Genomic DNA, 25,002 nt, shown 5'->3' on the forward strand with positions numbered 1-25,002 from the left:
CCGATCGATCCGGCGCTGCCGGGTGAGCGGATCGACTACATGCTGGCGGACTCGGGCGCGGCGGTGCTGGTCACCGTGAGCGGCCGGTCGGTGGACTTCGCCGGGACCAGGATCGACCTGGACACGGTGGTGCCTGATGAGGTCCCGCCGTTGCCCGCTTCGGGCGCGGTGACGGATCCGGAGCAGTTGGCGTACGTGCTGTACACGAGTGGTTCGACGGGGCGTCCGAAGGGCGTGATGATCGGGCACGGTGCGCTGCACAACCTGCTCGCCTCGATCCGGGACGACCTGGGGGCCCAGGGCCGTACGGTGTGGCTGGCCTCGACCTCGGTGTCCTTCGACATCTCGGGTCTGGAGCTGCACCTGCCGTTGATCACGGGTGGCCGGGTGGTGCTGGCACGGGACCACGAGGCGAAGGACCCGGCGGCACTGATCGCCCTGATCGGGGCCCACCGGGTGACCCATGTGCAGGCCACGCCGTCGGCGTGGCGACTGCTGCTGGAGGCCGGCTTCGACGACTGGACGGTCACCGCCCTGACCGGCGGCGAGCCCCTCCCGGCGCACCTCGCGACCCGGCTGATCGAGACCACCCAGCGGGTGGTCAACGTCTACGGTCCGACCGAGACCACCATCTGGTCGAGCTTCTGGGACGTCCCCGAGGAGCCGGAGACCATCGCCGTCGGCCACCCGCTGGCCAACACCGGCCTGTACGTGCTGGACGAGCGACTGCGGCAGCTGCCCCCCGGAGTGACCGGCCAGCTGTTCATCGACGGTCACGGGGTGGCCCGGGGCTACCACGGCCGGGCGGACCTCACGGCGGAGAAGTTCCTGCCGAACCCGTACGGGGCGGCGGGTTCGCGGCTGTACGCGACGGGTGACCTGGCCCGGTTCCTGGCGGACGGCAGTCTGGAGTGCCTGGGCCGGATCGACAGCCAGGTCAAGGTCCGTGGTTACCGTATCGAGCTGGGTGAGATCGAGACGGTCCTGAGCGGGTTGGAGCAGGTCCGCCAGGCCGTCGTGACCGTCCACGACGAGGCCCTCGTCGCGTATGTCGTGCCCGTCGGCGGCCGGGTGGACGCGGGGGAGCTGCGGGCCCGCCTCGCCGAAACCCTGCCCGAGTACATGGTCCCGGGCGCGTTCGTGGCGATCGACGCCGTCCCGCTGAGCAACAGCGGCAAGGTCGACCACCGCGCGCTCCCCGCCCCCGACCTGGACGCGTTCGCCACCGGCGGCTACACCGCCCCGCGTACTCCGGTCGAGGAGCGCCTGGCGGCGGTCTGGGCCGAGGTCCTGGGCCTGCCGCGGGTCGGTGTCGAGGACAGCTTCTTCGACCTCGGCGGCGACTCCATCCGCGCCGTCCGCCTGGTCGGAGCCCTCCGCGCCGCCGGCTACGACATCACCATCCCGGACGTCTTCCAGCAGCGCACCATCGCCGCTCTCGCGGCCCGGATCGGTGACGGCACCGGCCACTCCCTGATCACCGCCGTCCAGCCCTTCGCCCTCATCGGCGCGGACGACCGCACGGCCCTCCCGGCCGACGTCGTCGACGCCTACCCGCTCTCCCAGGCGCAGACCGGCATGCTGGTCGAACTGGCGGCGGCCCAGGACTCGACGCTCTACCACAACCTCAACTCCTTCCGGATCGCCGAGAGCATCGGCTACGCGGCGGAGGAGCTGCGCCGCGCCGTCGACATCCTGACGGAGCGTCACGAAATCCTGCGCACCTCGATCGCGCTGTCCGGGTACGCGCAGCCGCTGCAGCTCGTGCACGCCTCGGCGCGGATCCCGCTCACCACCGTCGACCTGCGCGGCCTCACCGCCGACCAGGCGCAGGACCGGGCACGCGAGTACGTGCGGCAGGAGCGCGCGGCCGGCTTCGACCTGACCGCCGCCCCGCTGCTGCGGATCGCCGCGCACATCGAGTCCGACCGGGCCTGGCACCTGACCTTCAGCCACAGCCACACCGTGACCGACGGCTGGACGCTCAACTCGCTGCTGATGGAGCTCCTGGGCGTCTACCAGGCGCTCTGCGAGGGCCGGGAACCGGCGGTCCACGAGGCGCCCGCCGTCCGCTACGCCGACTACATCGCCGCCGAACAGGCCTCCCTCGCCGACCCGGCCGACCAGGCCTTCTGGCAGCAGGTCGTCGACGAGCACAGCCCGCTGGTGCTGCCCGGCAGCTGGGCGGACCAGGCGGGGCGGGCCCCGGTCGACCGGACCGTCGACTACACCGACCTGGAGGACGGACTGCGCGTCCTCGCCGGCCGGGCGAAGACCTCGCTCAAGAGCGTGCTGCTGGCCGCGCACCTCAAGGTGCTGTCCGCCCTCACCCCGGACGAGGCCTTCCACACCGGCGTGGTCTACCACGGCCGCCTGGAGGCGCCGGGCGCCGACCGGGTGCTCGGCATGCACCTCAACACCCTGCCCTTCCCGACCACCCGCGGTGCCCGCACCTGGCGCGAGCTGGTCGAGCGGACCTACGCCACCGAGACCGCCATCTGGTCCCACCGCCGCTACCCGCTGCCCGCCGTCCAGCGCGCCGCCGGCGGCTCCGGCCTGCTGTCGACCCTCTTCGACTACCAGGACTTCCACCAGGTCGACAGCGGGAAGGCCGCCGGCGGCATCGGCATCGACGGCGGCCTGGACGGGGGCGGCAACGAGTTCGCCCTGATGGCCATCGCCGGCAACGGACGACTCGGCCTCGCCGCCGGAGCCGGCGCCCTCGGCAGCGCGAACCTGGAGCGGCTGGCCGCCCTCTACCGGCTGGTCCTGGAGTCGATGGCCGCCGATCCGGACGGTGACGCCCTCGCCGTCCCGCTGCCCGAGACCGACCGCCGGCTGCTCGCCGACTGGCAGCGGCGCACCGAACTGCCCGTGGACGCCTGCCTCCACGAGCTGTTCGCCGCCCGGGCCGCCCGCACCCCGGACGCCGTCGCCCTGACCAGCGGCTCGTCCCACCTCACCTACGCCGAGCTGGACGAGCGGGCCAACCGCATCGCCCGGCACCTCACCGCCCTCGGAGCCCGTCCCGACACCGTGGTCGGCGTCAGCCTGGAGCGCGGCCCCGACCTCGTCCCCACCCTGCTCGGCGTCCTGAAGTCCGGCGCCGCCTACCTGCCGCTGGACCCCTCCAACCCGGCCGACCGCCTCGCCTACATGCTGGCCGACGCCAAGGCCGACCTGCTCGTCACCCACTCCGCCCTGGACGAGCTGGAGTTCACGGGCACCCGTGTGTTCGTCGACGCCCACGCCGCCGAGATCGCGGCCCGTCCGGCCACCGCGCCGGTCACGGACGTGCGCCCGGACAATCTGATCTACGTCATCTACACCTCGGGCTCCACCGGCCTGCCCAAGGGCGTCAGCCTCACCCACGCCAACGTCGCGCGCCTGTTCACCACGACCCGCGAGCAGCTGGCCTTCTCGGCGGACGACGTGTGGGCGCTGTTCCACTCCTACGCCTTCGACGTCTCCGTCTGGGAGATGTGGGGCGCCCTGCTGCACGGCGCCCGCCTCGTCGTCGTCCCGCCCACCGTGAGCCGCTCCCCGCACGATCTGATCGACCTGCTGGTCCGCGAGCGGGTCAGCGTGCTGTGCCAGACGCCGTCCGCCTTCCGCGCGCTGTCCGGCCTGGCCGAGCAGGACGACCCGCGGGTGGACCGACTCGCCCTGCGCACCGTCATCTTCGCCGGTGAGCGCCTCGACATGGCCGAACTCCGCTCCTGGGCGGCCCGCAAGGGCACCGAGCGCCCGGCCCTGGTCAACATGTACGGCCCCACCGAGATCACCGTGTACGCGACCCACCACGTGATCACCGCCGACGAGGTGGCCACCTCCCACCGCAGCAACATCGGCCATGCGCTGGGGGACCTGAGCATCCACCTCCTGGACACCGCCGGCCACCCGGTGCCGGTCGGCGTGCCCGGTGAGATGCACATCGGCGGCCCGGGCCTGGCCCGCGGCTACCTCGACCGCCCCGGGCTGACCGCCGAGCGGTTCGTCCCCGACCCCTTCGGCGCGCCCGGCTCCCGCCTCTACCGCACCGGCGACCTCGTCCTGCGCCTGCCCGACGGCGCCATCGACTTCCTCGGCCGGATCGACGGCCAGATCAAGATCCGCGGCTACCGCGTCGAGCTGGGCGAGATCGAGGCCGCACTGGCCGCCTGCGCCGGGGTGCGCCAGGCCGTGGTCACCGTGCGCGAGAACGCGGCGGGGGAGAAGTCCCTGGTCGGCTACGTCGTCACCGGGACCGCCGGGGCGGGCGCCGACACGGCGGCGCTGCGCGCGGCGCTGGCCGTCACCCTGCCCGAGTACATGGTCCCGGCCGCGTTCGTCGCCCTGGACGCCCTCCCGCTCAGCAACAGCGGCAAGCTCGACCGCCGCGCGCTGCCCGCGCCGGACCTGGACGCCTTCAGCACCGGCGGCTACACCGCCCCGCGCACCCCCGTCGAGGAGCGCCTGGCGGCGGTCTGGGCCGAGGTGCTCGGCCTGTCCGAGGTGGGCGTCGAGGACAGCTTCTTCGACCTCGGCGGCGACTCCATCCGCGCCGTCCGCCTGGTCGGCGCGCTGCGCGCGGCCGGCTACGACGTGAGCATCCGCGACGTCTTCGACCACCGCACCGTCGCCGCCCTGGCCGCCACGGTCGGCGACGGCGGCGCGTCGCTGATCACCGCCGTCGAGCCGTTCGCGCTGATCGCGGAGGAGGACCGCGCGGCCCTGCCCGCCGACGTCGTCGACGCCTACCCGCTCTCGCAGATCCAGACCGGCATGCTGGTCGAGCTGATGACCTCCGGCGACCGCGGGCTCTACCACAACCTGAACTCCTTCCGGATCCCCGACGCCGTGCCCTTCGACGCCGCCGCGCTGCGCGGCGCGCTCGACCTGGTCGCCGCCCGGCACGAGATCCTGCGCACCTCGCTGCACCTCGCGGACTTCTCCCGGCCGCTCCAGCTGGTGCACGCCGCCGTCACCTTCCCGCTCGCCGTGCACGACCTGCGCGGCCTCACCGCCGAGCAGGCACAGGACCGGGCGGACACCTACCTGCGGGAGGAGCGCGCGGCCGGCTTCGACCTGACGGCCGCCCCGCTGCTGCGCTTCGCCGCGCACATCGAGTCCGACCGGGCCTGGCGCCTGACCTTCAGCCACAGCCACACCGTGACCGACGGCTGGACGCTCAACTCGCTGCTGATGGAGCTCCTGGACGTCTACCGGGCGCTGTCCGAGGGCCGTGAGCCGGCGGTGCACGAGGAGCCCGCCGTCCGTTACGCGGACTACATCGCCGCCGAACAGGCCTCCCTCGCCGACCCGGTCGACCAGGCCTTCTGGCAGCGGATCGTCGACGAGCACAGCCCGCTCGCGCTGCCGGCCGGGTGGGGCGGCGAGCGCGGCGGGCAGGTGAGCCACCAGGTGCCGTTCGCGGACCTGGAGGACGGCCTGCGGGCGCTGGCCGCCGAGGCGAGGACGTCGATCAAGAGCGTGCTGCTGGCCGCGCACCTCAAGGTGCTGGGCAGCCTCACCTCCGAGCAGGCCTTCCACACCGGCGTGGTCTACCACGGCCGGCTGGAGGCACCGGGCGCCGACCGGGTGCTCGGCATGCACCTCAACACCCTGCCCTTCCCGGCCACCCGGGGCGCGAGGACCTGGCGTGAGCTGGTCGAGCGGACGTACGCGACCGAGAGTGCCATCTGGTCCCACCGCCGCTACCCGCTGCCCGCCATCCAGCGCGCCGCCGACAACACCCGTGACCTGATCACCGTCCTCTTCGACCACCACGACTTCCACCAGGTCGACACCGACACCGTCGACGTGGACGGCGGGATCAACGACGGCGGCACCGAGTTCGCGCTCAACGCGATCCCCTCGAACGGGTACTTCAACCTGAGCGGCTCGACGGAGTACTTCACCGCGGCCAACCTGGAGCGGCTGGGCGCCATGTACCGGTCGGTACTGGAGGCGATGGCCGCCGACGCCGACGGCGACGCCCGCGCCGCCCACCTCCCGGCCGACGAACTCTCCCGACTGCTCGACACCTGGAACACCACCGTCGAGCAGCCGGTCGAGGACTGCGTCCACGAGCTGTTCGCCGCCCAGGCCGCCCGCACCCCGGACGCCATCGCGCTGACCAGCGGCGATCAGAGCCTCACCTATGCGGAGCTGGACGAGCGGGCCAACCGCATCGCCCACCACCTCATCGCCCTCGGCGCCGGCCCCGAGCGGATCGTCGGCCTCTCCCTGGAACGCGGCCCCGACCTCATCCCGGCCCTGCTGGGCATCCTGAAGTCCGGCGCCGCCTACCTGCCGCTCGACCCGGCCAACCCCGCCGACCGCCTCGCCTACATGCTCGCCGACGCCAAGGCCGACCTGCTCGTCACCCACTCCGCCCTCGACGAGCTGGAGTTCACCGGGGCCCGTGTGTTCGTCGACGTCCACGCGGACGAGATCAACGCCTGCCCGGCGACCGCACCCGTGACCGGCGTGCGTCCGGACAACCAGATCTACGTCATCTACACCTCGGGCTCCACCGGCCTGCCCAAGGGCGTCAGCCTCACCCACGCCAACGTCGCCCGCCACTTCGCGGCCACCCGGGGGCAGTTCGGCTTCCAGCCGGGCGACGTGGTCACCCAGTCGCACGCCTACAGCTTCGACGTCTCCGTCTGGGAGATGTGGGCCGCCCTGCTGCACGGCGGCCGACTCGTCCTCGTCCCCTCGGCGGTCGCCCGCTCGCCGCACGACTTCCTGGACCTCATGGTCGAGCAGCAGGTCACCGTCCTGCTGCAGACGCCCTCCGCGTTCTCCGCGCTCGCGGCGGCCGCCAAGGACGGCGACCCGCGGCTCGACCGGCTGGCCCTGCGCCTGGTCGCCTTCGGCGGTGAGCGACTGGAGGCCGCCGAACTCCAGCCCTGGATCGCCCGGATGGGCCTGGACCACCCCGAGCCGGTCAACCTGTACGGCCCGACCGAGACCACCATGCACTGCGCCTACCACCGGGTCGGCGCCGAGGACCTCGCCGACCCGCGCCGCAGCGTCATCGGGCGCCCGGTCGGCGACCTCACCATCCACCTGCTCGACGCGGCCGGCCGCCTGGTACCCACCGGCGTTCCCGGCGAGATCCACGTCGGCGGCCCCGGCGTGGCCCGCGGCTACCTCGACCGCCCCGCACTCACCGCCGAGCGCTTCGTCCCCGACCCGTTCGGCCCGCCCGGAGCCCGCCTCTACGTCACCGGCGACCTCGCCCGCCGCCTGCCCGACGGCAGCCTCGACTCCCTCGGCCGGATCGACAGCCAGGTCAAGATCCGCGGCCACCGCGTCGAGCTCGGCGAGATCGAGTCCGCGCTGACCGCCCACCCGGACATCCGCGACGCCGTGGTGACCGTCCATGAGCCGGCCCCGGGGGTCAAGCGCCTGATCGCCTACCTGGTGGCCGCCGGGCCGCTCGACCTGACCGGGCTGCGCGCCCGGCTCGGCGAGAGCCTGCCGGAGTACATGGTCCCGGCCGGGTACGTCCTGCTCGACCGGATCCCGCTGACCAGCAGCAGCAAGGTCGACGTGCGTGCGCTGCCCGCCCCCGACGCCGAAGCCTTCGACGCCTCGGAGTACGTCGGCCCGCGCACCCCCGCCGAGGAGCGGATCGCCGCCATCTGGGCCGACGTCCTCGGCCTGTCGCAGGTGGGCGTGCGGAGCAGCTTCTTCGACCTCGGCGGTGACTCGATGCGGGTCGTCCGGCTGGTCGGCGCGCTGCGCGCGGCGGGCTTCGACATCACCGTCCCCGCGGTCTTCGAGCACCGCACCGTCGCCGCGCTGGCCGCCACGGTCGGGACCGGCGGCGAGTCGCTGATCACCGCGGTCCGGCCGTTCGCGCTGATCGGCGACGGTGACCGGGCCCTGCTGCCCGCCGACGCCGTCGACGCCTACCCGCTCTCCCAGGTGCAGACCGGCATGCTCGTCGAGCTGCTCGCGACCGCCCCCGGGAAGCAGCGCAGCCTGTACCACAACGTCAACTCCTTCCTGATCCGGGACGGACAGCCCTTCTCGCTGGAGTCGCTGCAGGGCGCCGTGGACACCGTGGCGGCCCGCCACGACATCCTGCGCACCTCGATGCACCTGGAGGGCTTCGACGAGCCGCTGCAGATCGTGCACGCCACCGCCGACTACCCGGTGGTCCTGGAGGACCTGCGCGGCCTCGACCAGGCCGAACGGGCCCGGCTCAAGGGCGAGTTCCTGAGGCGCGAGCAGTCCCGGACCTTCGACCTCACTGTCGCGCCGCTGCTGCGGGTCTCGGCGCTCGTCGAGTCCGAGGACTCCTGGCGGCTCAACTTCACCTACAACCACGCCATTTCGGAGGGCTGGAGCTACAACTCGCTGCTGATGGAGGTGCTCGACTGCTACCGCGCGCTGCGCGACGCGGGCGCGCCGGACGCCTACGAGCAGCCGGCGGTGCGGTACGCGGACTTCATCGCCGCCGAGCAGACCGCGCTGGCCGACCCGGCCACCCAGGCCTTCTGGCAGCAGATCGTCGAGGAGCACACGCCGCTGGCGCTCCCGGCCGGCTGGGCCGCCGAGGCGGGCGAGGCGACCCGCCGGCACCTCCAGGTGCCGTTCGCGGACCTGGAGGACGGCCTGCGGGCGCTGGCCGCCCGGGCGAAGACCTCGCTCAAGAGCGTGCTGCTCGCGGCGCACCTCAAGGTGCTGTCCGCCCTCACCCCGGACGAGGCCTTCCACACCGGTGTGGTCTACCACGGCCGTCTGGAGGCGCCGGGCGCGGACCGGGTGCTGGGTATGCACCTCAACACCCTGCCGTTCCCGGCCAGTCGGGGTGCGAGGACCTGGCGTGAGCTGGTCGAGCGGACGTACGCGACGGAGACCGCCATCTGGTCCCACCGCCGCTACCCGCTGCCCGCCATCCAGCGCGCCGCCGGGAACACCCGCGACCTGCTCACGGTGCTGTTCGAGTTCCTCGACTTCCACCAGGTCGACACCGAAGCGGTCGACGTGGACGGCGGAGTCAGCGACGGCATCAACGAGTTCGCGCTCAACGTCATCCCGACCCGCGGCAGCGTGAACTTCCACGTCTCGGCCGGGGTGCTCAGCCAGGCGAGCCTGGAGCGGTTGGGTGGGTTGTACCGGTCGGTGTTGGAGGCGATGGCGGCGGATCCGGAGGGTGACGCGCGTGTGGTGCCGTTGGCCGGGGCCGAGGTGGCGGTGTTGTCCGCGCCGGGGCGTGAGGTGGTGTGGTCGACGGTCAGTGCGCCGGAGGCGTTCGCGGCCCGGGTCGTGGAGTCGCCGGACGCGGTCGCGGTGGTGGTCGGTGATGTGGAGCTGACGTACGGGCAGGTGGCTGAGCGGGCTGCGCGGTTCGGTGCGCTGTTGCGGGCGGCGGGTGTCGGTCCGGAGAGCGTGGTGGGTGTGTGCCTGCCGCGTGAGGCGGATCTGGTGCCGCTGCTGCACGGCGTGTGGCTGGCGGGTGGGGCGTATCTGCCGATCGATCCGGCGCTGCCGGGTGAGCGGATCGACTACATGCTGGCGGACTCGGGTGCGGCGGTGCTGGTCACCGTGAGCGGTCAGGCGGTGGAGTTCGCCGGGACGAGGATCGACCTGGACACGGTGATGCTCGATGAGGTCCCGCCGTTGCCCGCTTCGGGCGCGGTGGTTCCGGAGCAGTTGGCGTATGTGCTGTACACGAGTGGTTCGACGGGGCGTCCGAAGGGCGTGATGATCGGGCACGGTGCGCTGCACAACCTGCTGGCGTCGGTGCGGGACGACCTGGGTGTGCCGGATGGTTCGGTGTGGCTGGCCTCGACGTCGGTGTCGTTCGACATCTCGGGTCTGGAGCTGCATCTGCCGCTGGTCACGGGTGGCCGGGTGGTGCTGGCGCGGGACCATGAGGTGAAGGATCCGGCGGCGCTGGTCGCTCTGGTCGGGGCGCATGGGGTGAGTCATGTGCAGGCGACGCCGTCGGCGTGGCGGCTGCTGCTGGAGGCGGGGTTCGAGGAGCGTTCGGTTACCGCGCTGACGGGTGGCGAGCCGTTGCCCGGGCACCTGGCGTCCGCCCTGTCGGCGGTCACGCGGCGGGTGGTCAACGTCTACGGTCCGACGGAGACGACGATCTGGTCGAGCTTCTGGGAGGTGCCTACGGGTGTGGGGGCGGTGAGCATCGGCCACCCGTTGGCCAACACCGGCCTGTACGTGCTGGACGAGGGGCTGCGGTTGCTTCCGTCGGGGGTGACGGGTCAGTTGTTCATCGACGGTGACGGGGTGGCCCGGGGCTACCACGGGCGGGCGGACCTGACGGCGGAGAGGTTCCTGCCGAATCCGTACGGGGCGGCGGGTTCGCGGCTGTACGCGACGGGTGACCTGGCACGGGTCCTGGCGGACGGCAGTCTGGAGTGCCTGGGCCGGATCGACAGCCAGGTCAAGGTCCGTGGTTACCGTATCGAGCTGGGTGAGATCGAGACGGTCCTGAGCGGGCTGGAGCAGGTCCGCCAGGCCGTCGTGACCGTCCACGACGAGGCCCTCGTCGCCTACCTGGTGACCGAGGACGGCAGCGCGCCGGACATCGCCGCCGTACGGCGCGAACTGGGCCGGCAGCTGCCCGAGTACATGGTCCCGGGCGCGTTCGTGACGATCGACGCCGTCCCGCTGAGCAACAGCGGCAAGGTCGACCACCGCGCCCTCCCCGCCCCCGACCTGGACGCGTTCGCCACCGGCGGCTACACCGCCCCGCGTACTCCGGTCGAGGAGCGCCTGGCGGCCGTGTGGGCCGAGGTCCTGGGCCTGCCGCGGGTCGGTGTCGAGGACAGCTTCTTCGACCTCGGCGGCGACTCCATCCGCGCCGTCCGACTCGTCGGCGCCCTCCGCGCCGCCGGCTACGACATCACCATCCCGGACGTCTTCCAGCAGCGCACCATCGCTGCCATGGCCATCGCGGTCGGTGACGGCACCGGCGAGTCCCTGATCACCGCCGTCCAGCCCTTCGCCCTCATCAGCGCGGACGACCGCACGGCCCTCCCGGCCGATGTCGTCGACGCCTACCCGCTCTCCCAGGTCCAGACCGGCATGCTCGTCGAACTGCTGGGTTCGGGCGACCGCGGGCTCTACCACAACCTGAACTCCTTCCGGATCCCGGACACCGCGCCCTTCGACGCCGCCGCGTTGCGCGGCGCGCTCGACCTGGTCACCGCCCGGCACGAGATCCTGCGCACCTCGCTGCACCTCGCGGACTTCTCCCAGCCGCTGCAGTCGGTGCACGCCACCGCCGAGGTCCCGCTCACCGTGCACGATCTGCGTGGTCTGACCGAGGCCGAGGTGGCGGAGCGCACGACCGCCTATGTCGAGCAGGAGCATGCGGCGGGCTTCGACCTGGCAGCCGCCCCGCTGCTGCGGATCGCCGTGCACATCGAGTCCGACCAGGCCTGGCGGGTGACCACCAGCCACAGCCACACCGTGACCGACGGCTGGACGCTCAACTCGCTGCTGATGGAGCTCCTGGAGGTCTACCGAGCGCTGCGCGACGGCCGCGAACCGGCGGTCCACGAGGCTCCCGCCGTCCGCTACGCCGACTACATCGCCGCCGAGCAGACCGCGCTCTCCGACCCGCAGACCCAGGCCTTCTGGCAGCACCTGGTCGACACCCACAGCCCACTCGCCCTCCCCGGCAGCTGGGCGGATCCGGCGACCCCGGGTACGCCCGTCGGCCGGATCGTCCACTACGGCGACCTGGAGGACGGTCTGCGTCGTCTCGCCACCGAGGCGAGGACGTCGCTGAAGAGCGTGCTGCTGGCCGCGCACCTCAAGGTGATGGGCAGCCTCACCGCCGAGGACGCCTTCCACACCGGCGTCGTCTACCACGGCCGCCTGGAGGCGCCCGGCGCGGACCGGGTGCTCGGTATGCACCTCAACACCCTTCCGTTCCCGACCACTCGGGGCGCGAAGACCTGGCGCGAACTGGTCGAGCGGACCTACGCGACGGAGACCGAGATCTGGTCGCACCGCCGCTACCCGCTGCCCGCCGTCCAGCGCGCCGCCGGCAGCTCCGGCGACCTGGTCTCGATCCTCTTCGAGTACCTGGACTTCCACGTCGTGGACGAGAACTCCGTCGACCTGGACGGGTCGATGGGCGACGGCGCCAACGAGTTCGCCCTCAACGTGCTGGCCCGGCGCGACCATCTGACGCTGGCCGGTACCAGTGCGGCCGTCGACCGGTCGCGGCTGGCCCTGTTGGGTGAGCGTTACCGGCTGGTGCTGGAGGCGATGGCCGCCGACCCCAACGGCGACGCGACCCTCTCCCACCTGCCCGAGACCGAGCGCACCCAGCTCACGACCTGGGCCGCAGGCGACCCGGTCGACTGGCCGGCGGGTCTGACCGTCGACCTGATCGAAGCCCAGGCCGCCGCGACTCCGGACGCGGTCGCCGTCATCGCCGGGGACGTCCGCCTCACCTACCGCGAGGTCGACGAACGCGCCAACCGCATCGCCCACCACCTGCTCACCCTCGGCGCCGGACCGGACGTCCTCGTCGGCGTCTGCCTGGAGCGCGGCCCCGACCTCGTCCCCACCCTCCTCGGCGTCTGGAAGGCCGGCGCCGCCTACCTCCCCCTCGACCCGTCCTGGCCCGCCGACCGCCTCGCCTACGTCCTCACCGACACCGCCACCCCGATCGTGATCACCTCCGGCGCCCTCACCGCCACCCTCACCCCCGTCTACGACGCCACCCTCGTCGTCCTCGAACGCGACCACCGCCGCATCGACCGCCGCCCCACCACCACACCCCAGCGCACCCTGGACGGCCAGAACCTCGCCTACGCCATCTACACCTCAGGCTCCACCGGCCGCCCCAAGGGCGTCCTCGTCCACCACCACGGCCTCGCCAACTACCTGCACCACACCACCCACCTCTACGCCAGTGCCGCAACCGGCGGCGCACCCCTCTTCTCCTCCATCGCGTTCGACCTCGGCATCCCCAACCTCTTCACCCCCCTCCTCACCGGCCAGCCCCTCACCCTCCTCCCCGACAGCCTCGACACCGCGAGCCTGGGCGCGGCACTGGTGGAAGCCGGACCGTTCTCCTTCGTCAAGCTCACCCCCGGCCACCTCGACCTCCTCACCCACCAACTCACCCCCACCCAGGCACGCGACCTCGCCGGCATCGTCATCGCCGCCGGCGACAACTTCCCCCTCACCCTCGCCCAGCGCTGGCAGGACCTCGCCGGCCCCCACGGCACCCGCCTCGCCACCGAGTACGGACCCACCGAGATCACCATCGGCAACTCCGGCTGCCCCGTCGACACCACCCTCACCCTCGAAGCCGTCCCCCTCGGCGCGCCCTTCCCCAACACCGGCATGCACGTCCTCGACGAGCACCTCCACCCCGTCCCCGTCGGCGTCCCCGGCGAGATCTACATCGACGGCACCGGCATCTCCCGCGGCTACCACCACCGCCCCGACCTCACCGCCGAACGCTTCCTCCCCAACCCCCACGGACCCGCCGGCACCCGCCTCTACCGCACCGGCGACCTCGCCCGCTTCCTCCCCGACGGCACCCTCGAAACCCTCGGCCGCATCGACAACCAGGTCAAGATCCGCGGCTACCGCATCGAACTCGGCGAAATCGAAGCCCGCCTGCGCGAACACCCCCACATCACCGACACCGTCGTCACCGTCCGCGAACCCAGCCCCGGTAACAAGCGCCTCACCGCCTACCTCATCACCGACACCACCATCGACACCGCCATCGACACCGCGGCACTGCGCACCCACCTCGCCGACAAACTCCCCGACTACATGATCCCGACCACCTACCTCACCATCGACACCATCCCCCTCACCCCCAACGGCAAGATCGACACCCGCGCCCTCCCCGCCCCCGACCTCGACACCCTCACCACCACCCACTACACCGCCCCCCGCACCCCCCTCGAAGAACGCCTCGCCACCATCTGGGCCGAGGTCCTCGACCTCCCCCGCATCGGCATCCACGACAGCTTCTTCGACCTCGGCGGCGACTCCATCCGCGCCGTGCAGGTGCTGGCCAAGTGCCGGGAGGCTGGCGTGCCGCTGGCGCTGTGGATGATGCTCCAGGCCAAGAGCCTGGCCGAGGTGGCGGGCATGATCGACGCCGAGCCGGCCGGTCCGGCCGGGGAGGACGTGCCGCTGACCCCCAGTCAGCACCGTTTGCTGGCCTCGGCCGACGGTGGCGCCCGGACGGTCCGGCTGGCGCTCGGGCGGGTGCCCGACGCAGCGGTGCTCGCCGCCGCGCTCGGCGCGCTGGTGGCCCGCCACGAGGCTCTGCGGCTGCGGATCTCCGCCGACGGCCGGTCGGCGGAGCCGGCCCCGGCGCCCGCCGGGACGGCCCTGCTCACGGTGCTCGATCTCGGTACCGTGGCGCCCGCCGACCGTGCCGGCCAGCTCGACGGTGCGCTCGCCCGGGACCGGGCCGGGCTGGTCCCGTCCGAGGGGGCGATGCTCCGCGCCACGCTGGTCCGCTTCGACGACGAGAAGCGTCACGAGCTGTGGCTGACGATCCACCAGCTCGCTGCGGACGCCGCCTCCTGGCCGATCGTGCTCGCCGATCTGAACGCGGCCTACGCGCAGTCGGCGGCGGGTGCTCCGGTGCTGACGGCCCCGGTCGAGGTGCCGTGGCGGGCCTGGGCGCAGGAGCTGGGCGAGCAGGCGCACTCCGAGCGGGTGGCCGAGCAGGCGGAGTACTGGCTCGACCGGGCCGAGGCCGTGTCGCTGCCGGTGGACCGGGTCGGGGACCAGGCGCCGTGCCGGGCCACCGAGGAGACCGTCACGGTCGTGCTGCCCGCCGAGCGGACGGCCGCGCTGCTGGCCGGTCCGCGCCCCGAGCAGCCGTTGCTGACCGCCCTCGGCCAGACCCTGGCGCAGTGGGCCGGCGGCGACCGGATCCTGCTCGACGTCGTCACCGATCCGCGCCACCAGCAGGCGCTGGCATCCGAGTTGGCGAACACCGTCGGCCCGCTGGCGGACCTGCACCCGGTGGTGCTGCGGATCCCGAAGGGGCGTGAGCTGTCCGCCGTGCACACCGCGGTCGCGCGCCGGCTGCGGTCGGTGCCGGCGCCCGCGCACGGCTACGGCCTGCTCCGCTACCTGGCCCCGGACGCCGAGCTGGCGGCCGAGCTGGCGGAGCTGCCGACCGGCGAGGTCCGGTTCGGCTTCACCCCGGCCGCGCCGTCGGCCGCCGCGCCGCCGCTCACCGGTGCCGAGCGGGACGGCGAGCCGCCGCTGGTGTTCGTCCCGGGCCGGATCGAGCTGCGGGCGGCCCCGGACGCGCCGTCGACCCACCTGCTCGACATCGCGGCCGAGGTCTACGACGGCCGGCTGTACCTGCACTGGACGTACAACACCGCCGTCCACGAGCCGGCCACCGTCCAGCGCCTCGCCGCCGAGCAGCTGCGCTGCGTGGCGGAGCTGCTGGACCAGGCCGGTGACCGGCCGGCGGCCGCCCCGCGCGGCCGGTCCGCGGCGGCCCCGGCGGGTGTCGCCGGGGTGGCCGAGGTGATGGCGCGGCACGGCATCCCGGGTGCCTCGCTGGCGCTGATCCGCAACGGCGAGCTGGCGGCGGTCGAGCAGTTCGGCGTGCTCGGGGTGGAGGACCCCGCACCGGTGACCGCCGAGACGCTGTTCCCGGCCGGTTCGATCTCCAAGCACGTGACCACGTTCGCCCTGTTGCGCCTGGTCGAGGCGGGCGTGATCGAGCTGGACCGCGACGTCAACGAGTACCTCACCTCCTGGCAGGTCCCCGCGCTGCCCGGGGTGTCGACCCCGGTGACGCCCCGGCTGCTGATCGCCAACCTGTCCGGCATCGCCCCCCATCCGGACGTCGACGGGAACTACCACCGCCACGACCCGGTGCCCACGGTGCTCGACGTGCTGAACGGCCGCCCGCCGGCGATCACCCCGCCGGCCCGGCTGCTGGACGAGCCCGGCGCCACCTTCCGGCAGATCCCGCTGAACTACTCGGTGCTCCAACAGGCCATGGCGGACGCCACCGGCGAGGAGTTCCCGGCCCTGGTGCACCGGCTGGTACTGGCGCCGCTGGGGATGACGGGCAGTGGCTTCGGGGTGTCCGTCCCGGACGAGCTGGGCCGGCCGTACGCGCGCGGCCACCACGCCGACGGCACCCCGGTGTCCGGCGGGTACGTGCTCAACCCCGAGCTGGCGGCCGGCGGCCTGTGGACCACCGCGGCCGATCTGGCCAGGCTGGCCGTCGAGGTGCGGCGCTGCCACCTGGGGCACTCCGGCGGCCTGGTGGGCGCCGAGCTGGTCCGGCGGATGCTCGCCCCGCAGTCCGGCCGCTCCTACGGCTGGAGCACCATCGTCGACGACACCAGCGGCGACCTGGAGTTCGGGCACGGGGGTCAGGCCGTCGGGTTCCAGGCGATGACCGGCCTGCGGGTGCACTCCGGCACCGGCGTGGTGCTGCTGTCCAACGCGGTCACCGGGCGCGAGCTGGTCAAGCACCTGCTCGCCACGGTGTGGACCGGCCAGAACCGGCTGGCCCACCTCTGGCAGCAGGCGATCGACGAGGCCACCGAGGCGGAGTCGCGGCTGGGCTGAGCCCCGGCTGGGCCCAGCCGCTGAGGGCCCGGCCGCCGGCCCCCGTCCCCCCCGCCGCGCGCGGGGCGGGCGGGGGCCGGTCCGTGTGCGGCGGCCGTGGCCGGAGCCCCGGTCCGACGCGGGTTGCCGAAGCCCCGGACCGCCCCGGACCGGCCCCCGGGCCTACCCCGAATCGCCCCGGGCCCGCCCTCCCGGGCATGACCACATCGTGCCAGTGCAGCGTCCTGACGTCGCCGGACCGCTGACTGGGCCCCCCGACCGGCCCAGAATCCAGAGGGGGGCCGCCGGCCGGTGTCGGCGCGCCGGATCGCGGGTCGCCGCGGACGCGGCCGTCCGCACGAATTCGGCACAGCACAGGGGGAATCATGGAACTGCGCGTCCTAGGCCCAGTCGAGGTCCTCGACGACCAGGGCCTCCACATCGAACTGCCGGGCGTCAAGGCGCAGACGGTGCTCGCCAGCCTGCTGCTGGCGAACGGCCAGACCGTCTCCGACACGCACCTGAGCGACATGCTGTGGGCCTGGGACCCGCCGACCACGATGACCGCGCAGATCTACACCTACGTCTCCCGGCTGCGGAAGCGCCTGGGGCCGCACGTCGAGCTGGTCCGCCGCCCGCGTGGGTACCAACTGGTCGCGCATGAGGCCAAGTTGGACCTGACGACGTTCGAGCGGCTGGCCCGTCGCGGTCGTGACGCGCTGACCCGGGGGAACCTGGCGCAGGCCGCCGACGACCTGCGGGCGGCGGTGTCCCGCTACCGCGGCACGGTGCTCGGCAACGTGACCGAGTTCCTGGCGGACGCCGAGCGGCCCCGGCTGGAGGAGCTGCGGCTGGCCGCGCAGGAGGACCTGGTCGAGGTGGAGCTCGCGCTCGGCCGGCACCAGCGCCTGGTGCCGGAGCTGACCGCGCTGGCCACCGAGCACCCGACCCGGGAGCGGCTGAGGGCCCAGCTGATGACCGCGCTGTACCGGTGCGACCGGCAGTCGGACGCCCTCGCGGTCTTCCACGCCGGGCGCCGGATCCTGGCCGAGGAGCTGGGGATCGACCCGGGGGCCACCCTGACCGGCGTCCACCAGGCGGTCCTGGAGGGCACCCTGGGTCTGCCGGCCGCCGGCCCGGCGCCGTCGGGCCCGGTGCGGCTCGGCCTGCCCGCCGCCGGGCGGCCGGCGCCGGCCATGCTGCCGCCGGACGTCGCGGACTTCACCGGCCGCCGGGCGGAGCTGGCCCAGCTGGAGCGGTTGGTGGCGTCGGACGCGGCCGGTGCCGGCCCCCGGCGCGCGCTGATCACCGGGATGGCCGGGGTCGGCAAGTCGGCGCTCGCCGTCCACCGGGCGCACGGCCTGCGGGACCGCTTCCCGGACGGTCAGCTCTACGCCGACCTGACCGACCAGGACGGCACCTCGCGCTCCCCGGAGACCGTGCTGACCTCCTTCCTGCACGCCCTCGGCGTCGAGTCCGCCGATCCCGACCGGGGACTGCTGGAGCTGATCCGGCTGTACCGCACGCACTGCGCCGGGGCGCGCCTGCTGGTGGTGCTGGACAACGCGGTGAGCAACGCGCAGATCGCCCCGCTGCTGCCGAACGGGCCCGAGTCGGCGGTGATCGTCACCAGCCGCCGGCACCTGCTGGCCGCCTCGGGGCGGGACACCCTGGCGCTGCCGGTCTTCGACGACGGGGAGTCGATGGAGCTGCTGGCCGCGCTGGTCGGGCCGGAGCGGGTCGCCGCCGACCCGCTGTCGGCCCGGGCGATCGTGGACAGCTGCGCGGGCCTGCCGCTGGCCGTGCGGATCGCCGGGGTGCGGCTGGCGGCCCGGCCGCACTGGCCGCTGTCCCGGCTGGCCGGGCGGCTGGCCGACCAGAGCACCCGGCTGGACGAGCTGAGCTTCGGCGAGCTGCGGGTGCGCGAGACGATCCGGCGCTCGCTGCGCGAGGTCAGCCTGCGCGGCCGGCAGGTGCTGACCAGGCTCGCGCCCTTCGGGACGGGCGTCTTCCCCGCCGAGGCGGCCGCCTGGGAGCTGGGGCTGCCGCAGGCGACGGCGGAGCAGGTGCTGGAGGAGCTGGTGGACATCCGGCTGCTGGAGGCGGCCGGCGCGGGCGGCTCCGAGCGGGGCGGGTACCGGCTGCACGAGCTGGTGGTGCTGCTGGTGTCGGCGCCGGGCGCGGGCGGTGTGCCGAGCCAGCGCGGGGCGCCGCGGTCCCGGACCCCGCAGCTGCTGGCCGGCTGACGGCGGCGGCACCGCGGGAGCCTCCCGGCGGGCTCGGCCGGGAGGCTCCCGCGGTGCCGCTACGCCGGGGCCTCCCGCCCGGCCGCCCGGACGGCCGGGCTGAGCGTCACGGCGGCGGTCAGCAGCAGCAGGACGGCGGCCATGACGATCGCGGTCCAGGTGGTCCCGGCGCGGGCGAGCAGGTAGCCGGCGGCCAGCGAGCCCAGCGCGTTGGCGCCGGAGGTCAGGAAGGCCGAGGTAGCCGTCACCCGGCCCTGCAGCTCGTTCGGGGTGTTCCGGGCCATGTAGACCCCGCCGCAGACGTTGAACAGCCCGGCGACGAACATGATCCCGGCGGCCACCAGGCCGATCGCCACCGGCCGGTGCAGCAGCGCGACCAGCGGCATCAGCACCAGCCAGACCAGGTGGCCCAGCACCGCGGTGGCGTACAGGCCGACCCGCTTCGCCCACCAGCCGGCCGCCAGCGCGCCGAGCAGACCGCCGACCCCGGCCACCCCGGAGACCAGACCCAGCACCGCGGGGCTGCCGCCGTGCTCCTTGATCACCACCATGACGGTGAGGCTCAGCATCTGGAAGAGCAGGTTGCTGCCGGCGAACACCGCGGTCATGATCCGCAGGAACTTCTGGCGCCAGAGCCAGACCACGCCGTCCTTGATCTCGTGGTGCAGTCGCTGCGGCGGACCGGTCGGGGCTGCCCGCAGGTCGCGGCGGATGAAGGTCAGGCAGATCAGCGCGACCAGGTCGGCCACGGCGGTGACGGCGAACGGCAGCCAGCGCAGCACGGTGAAGAGCAGCCCGCTGAGCGGCTGGCCGAGCAGGCCGATGGCCGCACCGCGGGCCTGGTTCTGGGCGAGGGCGGCCGGCAGCTGCTCGACGGGGACGACGTTGCGGACGGTCACCTGCTCGGCGGTCGAGTAGAAGATCCCGAGCGCGCTCTCCACGAAGGCGGCGGCCATGATGAACGGCACCCAGACCCAGTGGTGGTAGGCGGCCAGCGCGACGGCGGCGAAGGCGAGCATCCGGACGGCGTCGCAGACCAGCATCACCTTGCGCCGGTCCCAGCGGTCGACCAGCGCCCCGGCGGGCAGTTGGACCAGCAGGTTGGGCAGCGCCGCGGCGAACGCGACGTAGCCGCAGGCGGTGGCGGAGCCGGTCTGCCAGAGCACCAGCATCGGGTAGGCGACCATCGAGACGGTGGAGCCGAACTTCGAGAGTCCGGCGCCGACCCAGAGCCGCAGGAAGTCCATGTTCCGGCGCAGCGGCACGGCGGGTGACGGTGCGTCGGCCCCGGCGGCGGCGGTGTCGGCGCCGCCTGTGGCCCCTGGCTTGTCGGCCTCCGGTTCGGCGGCCCCCGGCTTGTCGGCCTCCGGTTCGGCGGCCCCCGGTTCAACGGCCTCCGGTTCGTCGGCCGGTGTTCCGTCGGTGTCGGCCGTCGGCCCGGTTCGGTCGGGCCGCCCGCGCGCGTCGGTCGCTGTCGGTATGGTCATGAGGGGCCCTCTCGCTGCCATCGGACCGTTTCCGGCATTGGCTCGCCAGCCTTGGCCCGCCTGCTATCGATTCCCTATACCCCGGCCCGGGCGCGGTCCGGGCGGTGCGAATATCGCTGGAATATAGGACCTTTCGGGACCGTCCTCCTGCCACGGATTTCCGCGTGGCCGTCTGTCGACCTGGAAGGGGGTCGCGGCATTGGGCGCACGTCCCGCCTGGAAGCCGTTGGAGATCAGCCCGGAATCACTGTCCGTGTCCGAAGACTCGGGCCTCGACGGGCTGCTCGAATGGCTCGATTCCAGCCCTGATCTGGAGTCATTGCTGGACCGGGAGAAGGCCCTGGTGTTCCGGGGCTTCGGCGCCACCGAGGAGCGGCTCGCACCGGTCATGGACCGGCTGCTGCCGAACCGCCTCGCCTACGTGCACGGGAACTCGCCGCGCACCAAGGTCGGTGACAACGTCTACACCTCCACCGAGTACCCGGCCGAGTTCACCATCTCGATGCACAACGAGCTCTCGTACGCGCACCAGTGGCCCGCGCGGCTGATGTTCTGCTGCGTCACGGCCGCCGCGACCGGTGGGGCCACCCCGGTGGTCGACGCGGCGCTCTGGCTGGAGCTGCTCGACGACGAGGTGCGCGAGCGCTTCGCCGACGGTGTCCGGTACACCCAGAACCTGCACGGCGGCCTCGGCCTCGGCAAGAGCTGGCAGGAGACCTTCGAGACCGGTGACCGGGACGAGGTGGACGCGTTCCTGGCCGCCTCGCACGCCGTGAGCCAGTGGCGGCGGGACGGCAGTCTGCGGATCGTCCAGAACCGCCCGGCGACCGTCCACCACCCGAGGACCGGTGCCGAGGTCTGGTTCAACCAGTCCGACCAGTGGCACCCCGCCGCGCTCGGCGACGAGACCGCGGCGGCCCTGGCCAAGGTCATGCCGCAGGAGGACCTGCCGCAGTCGGTGGCCTTCGCCGACGGGTCGCCGATCCCGGCCGAGCACGTCCTGCAGGTCCGCGACCGCGGTCTGGCGGCGGCCGTGGACGTGGACTGGCGCCAAGGCGACGTCCTGCTGATCGACAACCTGCTGGTCGGCCACGGCCGCCGCCCGTTCACGGGGGCACGCCGGGTCCTCGTGGCGATGTCCGACTGACTTCCGGTTGAGAACCGGCGAAGAAGCCTGAAAGGGGTCATCCGATGACCACGGTGTTGTCGTCGTCAATCCACACCACCAGTGCCGTCACCCTGACCGACGCCGAGCGCGACGAGGTGTACGCCCTGGCCGTGCAGCTCGTCGGGGTCGAGCGCGGCATGGTCGACGAGATCGCGTGGATGGGAGCCGCCCGCAAGCTCTCCGCGCGGCTGCCGCTGCGCGTCCGGGAGGCGGTCCGCCGCTACCGCCACGACCCGGGCCCGGACGGCCTGCTGATCCTGCGCAACCTGCCGAACGACGTGGACGCGCTGCCGGTGACCCCGACGGTCCCGGAGTCGGTGGAGCGCGTGGCCACCGTTCCGGCCGCGATCTCGGCACTGGTCAGCCTGGCCCTGGGCGAGGTCGTCGCGTACCGCGAGGAGAAGTCCGGCGCCCTGGTGCAGAACGTCGTCCCGGTGCCGGGGCGCGAGGAGTCGCAGAGCAACGCCGGCTCCGGCACGCTGCTGGAACTGCACGTGGAGAACGCCTTCCACCCGCACCGTCCGGACTACGTCGGGCTGTTCTGCCTGCGCAACGACCACAGCGGCACCGCCGGCACCCTGGTGTCGTCGATCCGCCGGGCGCTGCTGATCATCCCGGACAACGTGATCGAGGTCCTGATGCAGCCGCGCTTCGTGACGCAGCCGCCGCCGTCCTTCCACGCCGGCGCCGGGGCCGAGTACCACCCGGTGCTGGAGGGCGCGGCGGACGACCCGAACATCCGGGTCGACTTCAGTGCCACCACCGGTCTGGACGAGACCGCCACGGCGGCCCTGGAGATCCTGCGCGGCGCCCTGCTCGACGTCTCGGCGATGCTGGTGCTCCAGCCCGGCGAGCTGGCCTTCGTGGACAACCGCCTGTCGGTGCACGGGCGGACCTCCTTCGAGGCCCGCTACGACGGCCAGGACCGCTGGCTGCACCGGACCTTCGTGCACCTCGACCACCGCCGCAGCCGCGGCCACCGGGCCGACAACGGCCTGGTCCTGTACTGACCGCCGCGGTGGGAGGCGGTCGCCGGTCCCCCGACAGCGGCCGCCTCCCGCCTTCCCTCCCTGGGTAGCCATGCACATCGTCCTGGCCGATCTGGCCATTCCGGCCGACGGGCCCTCCGCGGAGGAGGTCCGCGACGGCCTGCTGCGCTGCGCCGAGCCCGGCCACGGGCTGCGGCACGTCTACGCCGAACCCCGGGACGGGGCGGTCCGCGCGGCGCTCTTCCTCTCCCGGGCCCTGGTCCGGGAGGCCGAGGAGGCCGCCCGGGAGCTCTGCCTGGCCTACTGCTCGGGCCTGCGGGGCGGGCACCTGGTCCGGGTCGGGGCGACGCTCGTCCCGCAGTTCGGGGAGGTTCTGCTGTCCGGCGGGCCGGACGCGGAAGGGTGACGACGGCAGCAACGTGACATGGCAACACCCTGGCCTACCGATTCCATGGTCAGGCCATCTCGACCGTGTGAGAGTAGAGGTGTCGGCAGGGGGAGCTCCTCGGAAACCAAGGAGAAGCCGCCGAAAGTGCCGAGCCGGATCAGGCTCGCCACGAATTCACACGTCAGTGCCCGCGCCATCTCGCGGGCAGGTAATTGGGGGAATTCCAATGAACGCCATGGCCATCGTCCGCCGTATCGCTCCGGCCGCGGTCGTGCTGTCCGTCACCCTGCTGGTCGCGCCGGCCGTCTCGCTGATCGACGCGGCGAGCGGTGCCCGGGGCGGGGCCGTCACGGTCGCCATGAACAACGGCTGGGACTGACGGCCCGTCCGAATCCGACGATGGCTCACATCGCCGTACCGGCGGCGGTGGGAGACGGCGCGGCGGCCCGCCGAACCCCGTGCGGGGTTCGGCGGGCCGCCGCGGTCGTACGCCGGTCCCGCGGTGTTCAGTTGGCGCCGGCGGGGATGGTGCCGAGGCGGCCGGCCTGGAAGTCCTCCATGGCCTGCTGGAGCTCGCGGTGGCTGTTCATCACGAACGGGCCGTAGTGGGCGACCGGCTCCCGGATCGGCTGCCCGCCGAGCAGGACGACCTCGAAGCCCTCGCTCCGGGAGTCCTGGGTGTCGTCGGCCCGGATGGTGAGGGAGTCGCCCTCGCCGAAGACGACGGCCTGGCCCACGTGGAACGGGCGCCGCTCGGTGCCCGCCGAACCGCTGCCGGCGAGGCCGTAGGCCAGGCCGTTGAAGTCGGCCCGCCAGGGCAGGGTGACCTGGGCGCCGGGGTTCACGGTCAGGTGGATCATCGTGATGGGCGTGTGGGTGGCGCCGGGGCCCTGGTGGCCCGCGATGTCACCGGCGATGAGGCGGACCAGCGCGCCGCCGTCCTCCGAGGCGAGCAGCTTCACGCTGCCGCCGCGGATGTCCTGGTACTTCGGCGCGATCATCTTGTCCGCGGCGGGCAGGTTCACCCAGAGCTGCAGCCCGTGGAAGAGTCCGCCGGACATCACCAGCGACTCCGGCGGGGTCTCGATGTGCAGCAGGCCGGAGCCGGCCGTCATCCACTGGGTGTCGCCGTCGGTGATGACGCCGCCGCCGCCGTGCGAGTCCTGGTGGATGAAGGTCCCGTCGATGATGTACGTGACCGTCTCGAAGCCGCGGTGCGGGTGCCAGGGGGTTCCCTTGGGCTCGCCGGCGGCGTAGTCCACCTCACCCATCTGGTCCATCATGATGAACGGGTCCAGGTACTTCTGGTTGATCTTCGCGAAGGCGCGGCGGACGGGGAAGCCCTCGCCCTCGAAGCCGCTGGGGGCGGTCGACACGGCCAGCACGGGACGCGGCCGGGAGTCGGCGGCGGGCGCCGCGATACGCGGCAGAACGAGCGGGTTTTCGACGGTCACGGCTGGCATGTCGGCCTCCTTCGGGGGGTTCCTCTTGCCTACGTCCACGAGATTAGTTCAACTCTCAACAAGAAGCAAGTTGAAGATTGAACTATGTCGCGACGGGAGGGCCGGGGCCCGTTGCGCGGGGGCCCGCCGGCCGCGGCGGTGGGGCCGGCGGCCGGGCGGGCCGTCAGCCGTACATGCGGCGCATGGTGAAGTCGACCATCTGCTCGACCGCCTTGGCGTCGAACACCATCCGGTGCTCGCCCTCCATGTCCAGCGCGAAGCCGTAGCCGGTCGGCAGCAGGTCGAGCACCTCGGCACCGGTGACGGTGAAGTGCTTCGAGTCCTTGCCGGCGTAGCGGCGCAGCTCCTTCAGCGAGCTGAACATCGGGATCACCGGGGTCGGCGTGTTGTGCAGCGCCAGGAATCCGGGGCGTTCGCCGCGCGGGCAGTGCACCTTGGAGGTGATGAAGATGGCCTGGAAGTCCTCCACCGCCATCGAGCCGGTGGTGAAGGCCCGGACCGCGTCCGCCAGCGACGGCGGGGACGGCTCGGGGTAGAGGGACTGCTGTTGCGCCGCCTGCGGCTGCTCGCCGTACGGGCCGGGGCCGGCGCCGGGCATGCCGTTCATGCCCGGCTGCGGTCCCGCCTGCTGCTGGTAGGGATCACCCGGGTATGCGTTCTGGTCATAGCCGTACACACGGACAGGCTAGCGGGAGCGCACCCGCCCGTGCGGG

9 protein-coding genes are annotated in these 25,002 nt (G+C 73.1%); 6 read left to right on the plus strand and 3 right to left on the minus strand.

From position 1 onward, the window contains the following. Positions 1-3: 3 nt before the first annotated feature. Positions 4-16,569, plus strand: a complete 16,566-nt coding sequence (locus ACFWA9_RS22310) for an amino acid adenylation domain-containing protein (protein ID WP_380389207.1) — start codon at positions 4-6, stop codon at positions 16,567-16,569. A gap of 365 nt (positions 16,570-16,934) precedes the next feature. Continuing rightward, positions 16,935-18,794: a BTAD domain-containing putative transcriptional regulator gene (locus ACFWA9_RS22315; protein ID WP_380389181.1), complete on the plus strand. Its 1,860-nt coding sequence runs from the start codon at positions 16,935-16,937 to the stop codon at positions 18,792-18,794. A 59-nt stretch (positions 18,795-18,853) separates the two neighbouring features. On the opposite strand, the gene ACFWA9_RS22320 is transcribed toward ACFWA9_RS22315, so the two are convergent. Next, entirely contained in the window at positions 18,854-20,281 is a 1,428-nt protein-coding gene (locus ACFWA9_RS22320) for an MFS transporter (RefSeq protein ID WP_380389183.1), read from the minus strand. A 253-nt stretch (positions 20,282-20,534) separates the two neighbouring features. Between ACFWA9_RS22320 and ACFWA9_RS22325 the strand changes: the two genes are divergently transcribed. The 4 genes from ACFWA9_RS22325 (at position 20,535) to ACFWA9_RS22340 (ending at position 23,205) form a co-directional block, all read left to right on the plus strand. Continuing rightward, the gene (locus ACFWA9_RS22325) at positions 20,535-21,428 is read left to right on the plus strand and encodes a TauD/TfdA family dioxygenase (RefSeq protein ID WP_380389184.1); all 894 of its coding nucleotides are present in this window, start codon (positions 20,535-20,537) and stop codon (positions 21,426-21,428) included. Positions 21,429-21,472: 44 nt separating this feature from the next. Next, complete coding sequence (locus ACFWA9_RS22330; RefSeq protein ID WP_380389186.1) at positions 21,473-22,459, plus strand: TauD/TfdA family dioxygenase; 987 nt, start codon at positions 21,473-21,475, stop codon at positions 22,457-22,459. Positions 22,460-22,529: 70 nt separating this feature from the next. Then, positions 22,530-22,844: a hypothetical protein gene (locus ACFWA9_RS22335; RefSeq protein ID WP_380389188.1), complete on the plus strand. Its 315-nt coding sequence runs from the start codon at positions 22,530-22,532 to the stop codon at positions 22,842-22,844. 208 nt (positions 22,845-23,052) lie between these two features. After that, positions 23,053-23,205: a hypothetical protein gene (locus ACFWA9_RS22340; RefSeq protein ID WP_380389190.1), complete on the plus strand. Its 153-nt coding sequence runs from the start codon at positions 23,053-23,055 to the stop codon at positions 23,203-23,205. 127 nt (positions 23,206-23,332) lie between these two features. Here ACFWA9_RS22340 and ACFWA9_RS22345 read toward each other — a convergent pair whose 3' ends face one another. Both ACFWA9_RS22345 and ACFWA9_RS22350 read right to left on the minus strand, forming a co-directional pair. After that, the gene (locus tag ACFWA9_RS22345) at positions 23,333-24,289 is read right to left on the minus strand and encodes a pirin family protein (protein WP_352291226.1); all 957 of its coding nucleotides are present in this window, start codon (positions 24,287-24,289) and stop codon (positions 23,333-23,335) included. A gap of 163 nt (positions 24,290-24,452) precedes the next feature. Beyond that, positions 24,453-24,965, minus strand: coding sequence for an SseB family protein (locus ACFWA9_RS22350; RefSeq protein WP_329488978.1), 513 nt, complete (start codon positions 24,963-24,965; stop codon positions 24,453-24,455). Positions 24,966-25,002: the final 37 nt, after the last annotated feature.

This window comes from Kitasatospora sp. NPDC059973 (assembly GCF_042737525.1).
Lineage (GTDB): Bacteria > Actinomycetota > Actinomycetes > Streptomycetales > Streptomycetaceae > Kitasatospora.

Excerpts from the sequence above, each read along its gene's own strand:
- ACFWA9_RS22315 (WP_380389181.1), top strand. The coding sequence starts at position 16,935 with ATGGAACTGCGCGTCCTAGGCCCAGTCGAGGTCCTCGACGACCAGGGC.
- ACFWA9_RS22320 (WP_380389183.1), bottom strand. The coding sequence starts at position 20,281 with ATGACCATACCGACAGCGACCGACGCGCGCGGGCGGCCCGACCGAACC.
- ACFWA9_RS22330 (WP_380389186.1), top strand. The coding sequence starts at position 21,473 with ATGACCACGGTGTTGTCGTCGTCAATCCACACCACCAGTGCCGTCACC.
- ACFWA9_RS22335 (WP_380389188.1), top strand. The coding sequence starts at position 22,530 with ATGCACATCGTCCTGGCCGATCTGGCCATTCCGGCCGACGGGCCCTCC.
- ACFWA9_RS22340 (WP_380389190.1), top strand. The coding sequence starts at position 23,053 with ATGAACGCCATGGCCATCGTCCGCCGTATCGCTCCGGCCGCGGTCGTG.
- ACFWA9_RS22345 (WP_352291226.1), bottom strand. The coding sequence starts at position 24,289 with ATGCCAGCCGTGACCGTCGAAAACCCGCTCGTTCTGCCGCGTATCGCG.